5 protein-coding genes are annotated in these 6,681 nt (G+C 75.0%); 1 reads left to right on the top strand and 4 read right to left on the bottom strand.

The window, feature by feature from the left end:
• Positions 1-276: 276 nt before the first annotated feature.
• Entirely contained in the window at positions 277-693 is a 417-nt protein-coding gene (locus tag ACWGH1_RS34940; RefSeq protein WP_453357654.1) for a hypothetical protein, read from the top strand.
• 16 nt (positions 694-709) lie between these two features.
• Here the strand turns inward: ACWGH1_RS34940 and ACWGH1_RS34945 are convergent, their stop codons facing one another.
• The 4 genes from ACWGH1_RS34945 to ACWGH1_RS34960 form a co-directional block, all read right to left on the bottom strand.
• On the bottom strand, positions 710-1,633 hold the full coding sequence (locus ACWGH1_RS34945; RefSeq protein WP_453357655.1) for a helix-turn-helix domain-containing protein: 924 nt from the start codon (positions 1,631-1,633) through the stop codon (positions 710-712).
• Between the two features lie 200 nt (positions 1,634-1,833).
• Entirely contained in the window at positions 1,834-3,819 is a 1,986-nt protein-coding gene (locus tag ACWGH1_RS34950; protein WP_453357048.1) for an agmatine deiminase family protein, read from the bottom strand.
• A 204-nt stretch (positions 3,820-4,023) separates the two neighbouring features.
• Complete coding sequence (locus tag ACWGH1_RS34955; protein ID WP_453409352.1) at positions 4,024-5,214, bottom strand: NAD(P)/FAD-dependent oxidoreductase; 1,191 nt, start codon at positions 5,212-5,214, stop codon at positions 4,024-4,026.
• Positions 5,211-6,608, bottom strand: coding sequence for an FAD-dependent oxidoreductase (locus ACWGH1_RS34960; protein ID WP_453357644.1), 1,398 nt, complete (start codon positions 6,606-6,608; stop codon positions 5,211-5,213). The genes ACWGH1_RS34955 and ACWGH1_RS34960 overlap by 4 nt, the downstream gene beginning before the upstream one ends.
• Positions 6,609-6,681: the final 73 nt, after the last annotated feature.

Consider the following 6,681-nt stretch of genomic DNA (forward strand, 5'->3'; position numbering starts at 1 on the left):
GGTCGGCCGTGACGATCACCAGCGTCAGATGTGTATAAGAGACAGGTGCGCGTTTGTCCTAGAACGGGAGTCGGCGCCGTCCCAGGATGAGGGGGTCCCGGCGAGTGCCGGGAGACCCGCAGAAGGGACTCCGTCCATGTTCGTCAAGCGCAGCGCAGCGGTCGCTCTGGCGCCGCGGCCGTATGCGGCTCCACCCTCGTCGCCGCACCCGCCCAGGCCGCCGCCTCCACCGCCCCGGACGCCACGGCCCGGTACGCGCGGTTCGAGGGCCGCACCGTGGACCTGTCCGGCGACTGGGGCGACGCCAAGGTCTGCATGGTGTGGCAGACGCGTGGCGCGGTGGAGTGCTTCCGTACGCCCGCGCAGCAGGAGACGCGCGAGAAGCAGTTACGCGCCACGGCCTCCGCGCAGCAGGTCGTGGCCGCCTGTGCCACGCCGCTCGACCTCTACCAGTACACCGGCAAGGGCGGCCGCGACCTCAAGTTCTACGACCGCGGCTACTGGCAGAACCTCTCCGCCTACAGCTTCGACAACTCCACCTCCTCCTACTGGACCGGCGCCTGCACGGCACACCTGGCCGAGAACGCGAACGGCGGCGGCTACTGGTACCCGGGCAACACCGGGCCCAACCACCAGGAGGACTCCATGCGCAGCGGCTGGGACAACCGGGTCAGCTCCATCAAGATCGACTGATCCGCTCCCGCACCCGTCACCGCCCCGGCAGTACGACGCTGGTCACCTGACCGCTGACGCGGTCGGGGCGCGGCGGCCCGGGCAGCGCGGCCCGGCGCTCGGCGAGGAACCGGCGTGGTGAACGCCCGCTCATCGCCTTGAAATCGCGGTTCATGTGCGACTGGTCGCTGAACCCGCAGGCGGTGGCCACGTCCCCGAGCGGCTGTCCGCCGCTGTTGACGAGCCGCAGCGCGTGCTGGAAGCGCAGCACGCGGGCGGCCGTCTTGGGGGTGAGCCCGACCTGTTCCCGGAACAGGTACTCCACCCGCCGGACGCTCCACCCGGTCCGCCGGGCCAGGGCGTTGACCGGTAGGGAGCCCCGGCTGCGGACCAGTTCCCGCCAGGCCCCGCGCAGCGCCGGCGACGGGCCGGTCCCCGTTCCCCCGGCCCAGCCGAGCAGGGCGTCGTCCAGCAGGGTGAAGCGGTCGGCCCAGCCGGTGCCGGCGTGCAGCGCCTCGGCCAGCAGATCGGCCCGCCGGCCGAGTACGTCGGCCGGTTCGGCCATCGTGTCGGTGAGGTCGCTCATCGGCACTCCGAGCAGGCCGAAGGCGGCCCACGGGGCGAGCAGCACCTCCACGCCCTCCACCCGGCCCGCGTGTTCACCGACGGTGGGCCGGGTCTGGAGGCCGGAGAGCAGCGCCGTGTACGGACGGGGGGCCGCGTCCCGCGCGGTGCCCAGGGTCACCCAGACGGGACCGGCCAGGTTGAAGACCAGCGAGGCGCAGGCGTCCGGCACCTCCAGCCTGCGACGGCCGTGTTCCAGGGCCATCCGGTAGCCCCGGTACCCCCGCACTCCCGGCCGGAGCAGGGGATGGGGCAGGGCCCGCAGGACGTCCCAGGTGCCGTACGGGCAGGAGTCGCGGAGGACGGGCCGGGGTCCGCAGGGCAGGTGGGGCGGCATGTCACGCCCCCTTCGGGGCTCGCACCCGGCGCTCGGCCCGGGCGGGGGAAAGGTGCGGTGCGCGCGCTGCCGCCCACGCTGTCACCCGCCCGTGGCCCGGGCAAGGCAGCCTCCGGCCATCCGCCCTCCGCCGCGTCAGCGCCGGCCCGGGGGCCGTTCGGCATCAGCCGGCCGACCGCCCGATCAGGCGGCGGACGGGGCTACTTCGGGGCGACCCAGACCTGGCGCTTGTTCGTGTTCGCCGAGTAGAGCTGCACGACGGTGCCGTTGGCGGTGGAGCCGCCGGTCACGTCGAGGACCTTGCCCGACGCCACGTGGACGATCTGCCCCTTGGCGTTGACCGACCAGTGCTGCGCCGCCGTGCCGTTGCAGTCGTAGAGGCTGATCTTGTTGCCGTTGGTGCTCGCGTTGCGGGCGTTGTCCAGGCACTTGCCCAGCGCCCGCAGTGTTCCGTCCTTGCCGAGGATCCACGACTGCGCCGCGGAACCGTTGCAGGTGTAGAGCTGGATCTGGGTGCCGTTGGCCGCCTTTCCGCCCTTGACGTCCAGGCACTTGGAGCCGATGCCGGTCACCTTGCCCTGCGGCGGCAGCACGGCGCCGCCTCCGGAGGCGAGGAGGCGCAGGCCCTGGACGTCGAACTGCTGGACGTAGGTGCCGGCGCGCTTGTCCTGGTACGCGTACGCGGGCGAGCACATGACCGGGAACTCGCCGGAGTCGGTGCCCTTGACGCAGTCGCTCTTGTTCATGCTGCGGTTGGCGTGCGTCAGGCCCAGGGTGTGCCCGATCTCGTGGCTGATGTGGTTGCGCATGTACGTTTCGCCCATCGCGGCGGTGGGCTTGCCGGCCGGGGTGAAGAACTCGTCGTCGATGTAGGCGTGCCCGCTGGTCGCCGTCCCGGGCAGTGAGGAACTGGTGAAGCCACAGCTGAGGTTCGCGGCGCCGGAGCCGTCGCGGACCACCTTCCAGCCCGTGCTTCCCATGCTGCCGCCGTCCTCCGGCGGGAGGCACGGCCGGTGCGCGACGCCGATGACCACTTCGCCCCGGGGCCGGGCGTAGTCCCAGCCGACCGGCTTCGTGTCGACGGTGACGGGCATGTTGGTGATCCGGCGCAGGTCCGCGGCGGTGGCCTGGACGTACGGGGCCAGCCAGTCGGCGGACTTCTGGTCGTAGAACTTGAGGGTGTAGCCGGTCTGCAGCCACTTGGTCGCGCTGCTCAGCTTCCACCCGTCGCCCTGGGGCGGCGCGGGCGCGGTGGCCACGGCCGGCTTCGACGCGGGCCGGGACGCCGGTGCGCCGAGCGACAGGACGCCGCCCTTGAAGGCCGTGCCGTCGCTGCCGTAAACGCCGGAGTCCTCCGCGTGGGAGTCGACGTCCGCCACGGCCGGCAGCGCCGCCGGGGAACTCACGGCCTCCGGCGAGGCGTCATCGGTGGGTTCGGTGCCGAACGCGCTGGAGGTGAGCTGCACACTTCCGGCGATCGCGGCGGCGGCTGCCGCCGCCGCGAGGATGGATATCCGGTGCTTGCCTGTCAATCGCAAGTGTTCGTTGCCTCTCGTCAAGGACCACCGCCCGCACCTCTGCGACGGCACGGACGGCGGGAATCGAACAGATGATAGGCCAGCGAGCGCTGGCCGCCGGTCGGGAGGTGCCACCGACTGCCGTGTGGACAGCGGCAGTTGCTGCGTCGCGCAGTGGATGCAGCCGCCGCCCTCGGCCAGTCCGCCGACCGGCACCTGCCGCACCTCGCGGCCCGGGCAGAGGTCCCGGATGATCGACGCGGCGTTCGCGTCCGCCGTTAGGCACCGAAGCACGGAAGGGTCACGCCGCCCGTTGGTGACGTGGTGGCCGACGTAGCTCGCGAGGAACTCCGGGCCGCGGCCGCGCCGGTCGCGGGGCTCCGGCAGGTCCACCAGGGCGAGCCGGCTGCCGCGGGCGTCGAGGGCCCGCTCCAGCACCCCGCGGGCCTGGGCACGGGTCCACACGTCCGGCGGGGCCGCCCCGTCCGGTGCGCCGATGACCACGACACCCGGCCGGGCGAACCGTGCCAGGGCGTCGATGTGGCAGCCCGTTATGTCCTCGCCGGCGACGCCGTCGGCCCGGACCACCCGGGTGACGCCGAACAGGTGCCGCAGGGCCCGCTCGATCCCGTCACGGGTTTGCCGGGACTCTGGTTGGCGTTGACCCACGAACGCCCGGTCGCGAGCAGGGTGCGCTCGCCGTCCCTGCGCCGCACGTCCTGCGGGCGTCCTCCGCGGCCGCCCCGCCGGCCAGGAGCACGACGGGCCCCGGACTCGGCGACCGCCCGGGCGATATCGGCCTCGTCGGCCCGCCGCCCGGTCGTATTGCGGGCCGTGGCCGGATCCCGGTAGCGGCTGTCACCAGGTTTGCCGTCAGGCGAGCCGCACCGTCACCGGACCGCCTGCGAGGTCGACCCGGGCCGTCCACTCCGGGGGCAGGCGCAGGGAGCGCGCCGGTGACACCAGGCCCGGCAAGCGCCGGCGCCACAGCGTCCGGCCGTCCTGGGCCAGCGCCACGACCGGGGCCGTCAGCGGTTCCCCGGACCGCAGCAGCAACGGCCGCCCCGCGCGGCCCGTGACCCGGTTCGGCGTCACCCACACCAGTGGCGTCCGTACCACCAGCGGCGGGCCGGACTCCGGCCAGGGGGAGCCCGACAGGCGGGCCAGAACCCCGGCCGCCGCGGCGGCGCCCTCCGCGGCCGCGGTGGCCGCGCTCTCGACGCCGTGCAGGGCGTTGCCCACCGCGAAGACGCCCGGAGCCGATGTACGGAACGAGGCGTCCACGCAGGGGCCGCGGGTGCCGGGGTCCAGTCCGATGCCGCCGCGGCGGGCCAGCTCGTGGTCGGGGATCCAGTCGCCGGTGAAGACCACCGTGTCACAGGCGAGCACGCCCGACCGGCCGTCCTCGTGGCGTACGGCCACCCCGGACAGGCGGCCCCGGCCGCGCAGTTCGCCCACCGTCGTCGACGTGAGCAGCGGCACCCCCGGCACGGCGGCGCCGCGGGGGCGTTCGGTGACCACCGCCACCACCTCCGCGCCCGCCCGGCGCAGGGTGCGCACCGCGTGCCGGGCCACCGGCTCGGCGCCCACCACCACGGCCCGCCGGCCGACCGGCTGCCCGTACAGGTGGACCGCCTGTTCCAACTCCCCGGTGGTCAGCACGCCCGCCGGCCGCGAGCCCGGCACCAGCCGGGCGCTGCGGGGGCGCTCCCGGGCACCCGTGGCGAGCACGACGGCCCGGGCCGTGATCCGCTCCAGGCCCGCCGGGCTCGTGGTCTCCAGCGCCAGGGGCCCGGCCCAGCCGGTGGCGCTGACGCCCGTGCGGACCGAGGCCCCCGCCCCGACCGCGGCCTCCGCGGCGCGCCGTGCGTACTCCGGTCCCCGCAGCCAGGGGCGGGGCGGCCGGCCGAACCCGCCGTGGTGGCAGTGGCGCGGTACGCCTCCCGCCTCCTGCTCGCGCTCCACGACCTCGACCCGCCCCGCGCCCGCCCCGGCGAGGCGGGCGGCGACGGCGAGCCCGGCGGGCCCGGCGCCGACCACCAGGACGTCGACCGTACGGTTCACCGGCGGGCCTCCTCGAACAGCGCGCGGACCGCGGGGCCGCAGTGGAAGCCCTGGCAGCGGCCGCCCCGCGCCCGCGTGCGCCGCCGCAGACCGTCCAGTGAGCCGGGCGGTACGGTCCCGGCGAGGGCGTCGCGGATCTCCCCGCGGGTCACCCGCTCGCAGTGGCAGACGATCCTGCCGTACTCCGGGTCAGTGGCGATCAGCTCCGCGTCCCGGTACGGCCGGGGGAACGCCTCGCCCAGGTTCGGCATCCGCACCGGCTCCGGCTCCCGTGCGCCCGTCACCGGCAGGCCGCCGTCCGCGAGCAGCTCCACCACGTGGGCGGCGATCGCCATCGACGCGGTCAGGCCCGTCGAGCGGATCCCGCCGACGGTGACGTAGCGCTGTGCGGGGTGGGCCCGGATGGCGTAGTCCTCGGACCCGGTGGCGGCCCGCAGCCCGGCGTACACGGCGGTGACCTCCTCCTCCAGGAGCGCCGGCAGGATCCGCCGGCCCTTCTCCCGCAGCAGCGCGAGCCCTTCGGCGGTCGATCCCGTGGCCGTCTTGTCGTCCAGGTCCTCGGCGGTCGGCCCGAGCAGCACCTTCCCGTACACCGTCGGCGTCACCAGCACGCCCTTGCCGAGCGCACCGGGCACCGGCAGCAGGATGTGCCGCAACAGGGGGCGGGCGAGCCCGTCGAAGACGATCAGCTGGCCCCGCCGGGGCGTCACCGTGAAGTCCGCACGGCCGAGGAGCCGGTCGATCTCGTCGGCGTACAGGCCCGCCGCGTTGACCAGGTGGCGGCTGCGCAGGGGGCCGCGGCTGGTGCCCAGGGTGTGCGGGTCGCCCGGAGCGACCGACTCCACCCGGCAGTTGAGGTGGAGGTCGGTACCGGCGCGGACCGCCTGCGTGGCGTACGCGAGCGTGGTCGTCCAGGGGCAGATGACGGACTCGCCCGGCACGTCGAGCGCCCCCAGCACCCCCGGCCCGAGTTGCGGTTCCCGGGCCCGCACCTCTTCGGCGGGGATGATCCGGGCCGCGCGGTAGCCGTTGCGTACGGCCTTGTCGGCGAGGCCCGGCAACGCCGCCAGCTGTTCCTCGTCCCAGGCCACGAGGAGCGCCCCGAGCGGCTCCACCGGGATGCCGCTCTCGGCTGCGTACGCGGCGAGCCGGCGCTGCCCCTCCCGGACGAGCCGGGACTCCAGGGAGCCGGGTACGGCGTCGAAACCGGTGTGCAGGATGGCGGTGTTGGCCTTGGAGGTGCCGTCGCCGACGTCGTCGGAAGCCTCGACCAGGGCGATCCGCAGCGGGAGCCGGGAGAGTTCGCGGGCGATGGCCGAGCCCACCACCCCGGCGCCGACGACCGCGACGTCGTACGTGCGGCCGGGCAGGGCGCCGCCGGTGGTGACGCTCATGCGGGACCCCCGGGCAGGGCGCCGGGGCCGGTGAGGGCCACAACGGCCGCCGGCGGTCCCGGCGCGCCGGGAC

The organism is Streptomyces sp. NPDC054883, assembly GCF_053610645.1.